Raw genomic sequence first — 3265 nt, 5'->3', positions numbered from 1 at the left:
GGCCCGCCGCGCCGGACCAGCCGCAGCAGCCGGACGAGCCCGGCGGCAACCAGGCGCGCCTGGGCTACCAGGGCGTCCAGCCGCTGCCGGTCCCCCGCGAGTGGTCGGACCTGGTGCCGGCCGGTCCGCCGCTCAGCGCGAAGAGCGCGGTGCAGCAGCAGAACGCCTGATCCGCCGGGCATCCAGGGGGAGTTGTGGGCGGATCGGGGCTGCTGTCATGGTCTGGTAACTACTCTGCGTTCGGAGTTGGGTGAGCTGCGTATGCCGACTACAGTGCTCCTCGACATCACAGGGGTGATGGACCGTCGGGTCGGCCGACCCGAGGTCGTGGAGTGTCAGTCTGTTGGGGGACGGTGGAGCAATGGCTAGCCAGTTCAAGATGACCGCTCAGGAGATGCAGGCGTTCGCCAAGCACATCGAGGAGGTCATCGGCAAGATCGGCCAGGAGCGCACCAAGCTCAACAACACGGTCGACGGCGTCGCCCCCGGCTGGTCCGGCCAGGCGGCCGAGGCCTACAAGGCGCTCCAGCACCGGTTCAACGAGGACATCGACGCCCTCAACGGGTCGCTGAAGGCGATCAAGGACGCGATCGAGCTGACGACCAAGTACTACGCGCAGACCGAGGCCGAGCAGCAGCAGCAGTTCAGCGGCGCCCAGCACTGATCGCAGCCCCCGGACGCACCCGCCGGTCCGGGAACCGATCACCGCATTGCACGTCGTACTGTCCGCACCCTCGATTGGGAGACATCGTGACCGACCAGATCCACGTCAACTTCGACACCATCCACGGCGCCGCCGAGGCGGTCAAGGCCTCGGCCGCCCAGATCGACCACCTGCTGCAGGAGCTCAAGACGGGCGTCACCAAGATCTCCGGGAGCTGGGAGGGCGCGGCCCAGCAGGGCTACCGGGCCCACCAGGCGAAGTGGGACGCCAAGGCCGCCGACCTCCAGCAGGCGTGCGCCCAGATCGCGGCCTCGCTGGAGTCCGCCGCGCAGAGCTACCGCGACACCGAGACCAAGAACACCAACGCCTGGACCCACTGACCGCTCCTCCCGGCGGGAGGGACGAACGCGTGGGGCGGGTGCCCGGATCCCGGGTGCCCGCCCCTGGCGCGCAGCAACGGCCGGACGACGTGAGGGGGAGGCAGGGTGTCCGCACGCGGGTACCGCAGGACGGCCGCGGCCCTGGCCGCGTTCGCGGTGCTGGCCGGTCCGGCCGCCGTCCCGGCGCGCGCCGACGGCCCCGGGGTGGCCGCCGCCGGTGACTGCCCGGTCCCCGCGCCCGACGTGCGGGTCGTGCCGTGGGCGCTGCAGCGGCTGCTGCTCGACGAGCTGTGGCAGCACGGGCGCACGACCGGCGAGGGCGTCACCGTCGCGGTGATCGACACCGGCGTGGACGACCGCAACCCGCAGCTGGCCGACAAGGTGACCGACGGCGGGAGCCTGCTGGTCGACCGGGAGAGCGGCAAGCGGGTCGAGGGCGGCGGCAAGGACGACCCGGTCGGCCACGGCACCAAGGTGGCCGGCATCATCGCCGCCCGCCGCTCCGACCGGACCGGCTTCGTCGGACTCGCCCCGGGCGCGAAGATCCTGTCGATCCGGCAGAACGACAGCGCGGGCAACGGCGACGTCGCGACCCTCGCGACCGCCGTCACCCAGGCCGTCCGGATGGGAGCACGGGTCGTCAACATCTCCCAGGACGTCCGCGGCGCGGGCACGACCGGCTTCACCGGCTACGCCGAGCTCAAGGCGGCCGTGGAGTACGCCGAGGCGAACCACGCCGTTGTGGTCGCCTCCACCGGCAACGACGGCCGGGAGGGCGACACCTACCCCGGCGCCTTCCCCACCGTGCTCGCCGTCGGCGCCTCCGACCGCAACAACGAGCGCGCCCCCTTCTCCCAGTACGGCGACTTCGTGAAGGTCGCCGCGCCCGGTGTCGGCGTGCTCTCCACCGTGCCCGGCGGCGGCCAGTGCGTCGACAACGGCACCAGCTTCGCCGCGCCGTACGTGTCCGGGCTGGCCGCGCTGCTGACCGGCGCCCACCCCGGGTGGACCCCCGCCCAGGTGCGGGCCTGGATCGAGCAGACCGCGCAGCGCACCGAGCACGGCCCGAACCGCTTCGTCGGCTGGGGCGTGGTGGACCCGGTCCGGGCCGTCACCAAGGCCCCGGACGACCCGCCCGCGCAGGCCTCGCCGGACGCGCCCGTCCGGCTCGCCGCCGCCCCGATCGTGCCCCGCCCGGCCGGCCTCGGCGAGACCAGGGCCGACCGCGACCGCCGCACCGCGACCTACGTGCTCGGCACGGGCGCGCTGCTCGTCGCGCTGCTCATCGGCGGTGGCGTCGTCCTGCGCGACCACCGGCGCCGCGCCGCCGACTGACCGGACCACCCGCCCCCGCCGGACCGTCCCGACCCGGCTGTAACATCCCGCGCCGGTCGCCGCATCCAAGTGGTGTCAGCGACAACGAGCCATGGGGGACAGCGCACATGAGGTGGATCGGGGCGGGCCGGGAGGCCAAGGACGCGGAGTTCCTGGAACTCGTGTCCAGCCGGACCGGTCACCTGTACCGCTCGGCCTGCCTGCTGACCAGCGGCGACACCCACTACGCCGAGGACCTCGTGCAGGAGGCCCTCAGCCGGATGTACGTCCTGTGGCGGCGCAGCGCCTGGACGGGCCGGAACCGGATCGACAACCCGGCGGCCTACGTCCACACCGTCATGGTGCGGACCTTCCTGGCCCAGCAGCGCCGCCGTTCCAGCACCGAGCGCCCCACCGGCGACCTGCCCGAGCCCGAGGGCCGGGAGGCCGACAGCACGCTGCGGCTGACCCTCCTCGACGCGCTCGGCCGGATGCCGGCCAAGGACCGGGCGGTGCTGGTCCTGCGCTACTGGGAGGACCGCAGCGTCGAGGAGACCGCCGAGGTGCTGCGCGCCTCCTCCGGCGCGGTCCGCACCCGCACCACCCGGGCCCTGGCCCGGCTGCGCACGCTGCTCGGCGACTCGCTGGCCGAACTGGCCGTCCGCTGAGCCCCGTTCGACACGTTCGACACCGACCGACACCCGACCGACGACTTCCGAACCGAAGAGACGGTGATCAACCATGTCCGAACCGGACAAGTTCGAGGACGACCTGCTCTACGCGATGAGCCGCACCGGCGAGGCCTTCCGCAGTGAGCGGACGGACCTGGCGGCCGGCGGCCTGGACCTCGGCCGCCGCCGCTGGCGCCGCCGCTCCGCCGCCGCCGTGGTGAGCGGCGCCGCCGCGC

At 73.4% G+C, this 3265-nt stretch carries 4 protein-coding genes; all 4 read left to right on the top strand.

Going from position 1 to position 3265, the window contains the following annotated elements; translation table 11 throughout:
• Positions 1–361: 361 nt before the first annotated feature.
• The 4 genes from AB0O00_RS33495 (at position 362) to AB0O00_RS33480 (ending at position 3026) form a co-directional block, all read left to right on the top strand.
• Positions 362–664, top strand: coding sequence for a WXG100 family type VII secretion target (locus tag AB0O00_RS33495; protein WP_363658268.1), 303 nt, complete (start codon positions 362–364; stop codon positions 662–664).
• Positions 665–750: 86 nt separating this feature from the next.
• Positions 751–1044, top strand: coding sequence for a WXG100 family type VII secretion target (locus AB0O00_RS33490; RefSeq protein ID WP_363658267.1), 294 nt, complete (start codon positions 751–753; stop codon positions 1042–1044).
• Positions 1045–1149: 105 nt separating this feature from the next.
• Positions 1150–2379: a type VII secretion-associated serine protease mycosin gene (mycP, locus tag AB0O00_RS33485; protein WP_363658265.1), complete on the top strand. Its 1230-nt coding sequence runs from the start codon at positions 1150–1152 to the stop codon at positions 2377–2379.
• Between the two features lie 107 nt (positions 2380–2486).
• Entirely contained in the window at positions 2487–3026 is a 540-nt protein-coding gene (locus tag AB0O00_RS33480) for a SigE family RNA polymerase sigma factor (protein WP_363658263.1), read from the top strand.
• Positions 3027–3265 lie beyond the last annotated feature (239 nt).

Source organism: Kitasatospora sp. NPDC093558 (assembly GCF_040683475.1).
GTDB lineage: Bacteria > Actinomycetota > Actinomycetes > Streptomycetales > Streptomycetaceae > Kitasatospora.
The sequence above is the reverse complement of the archived record's forward strand: the minus strand, read 5'-3'. Positions and strand labels throughout refer to the sequence as shown.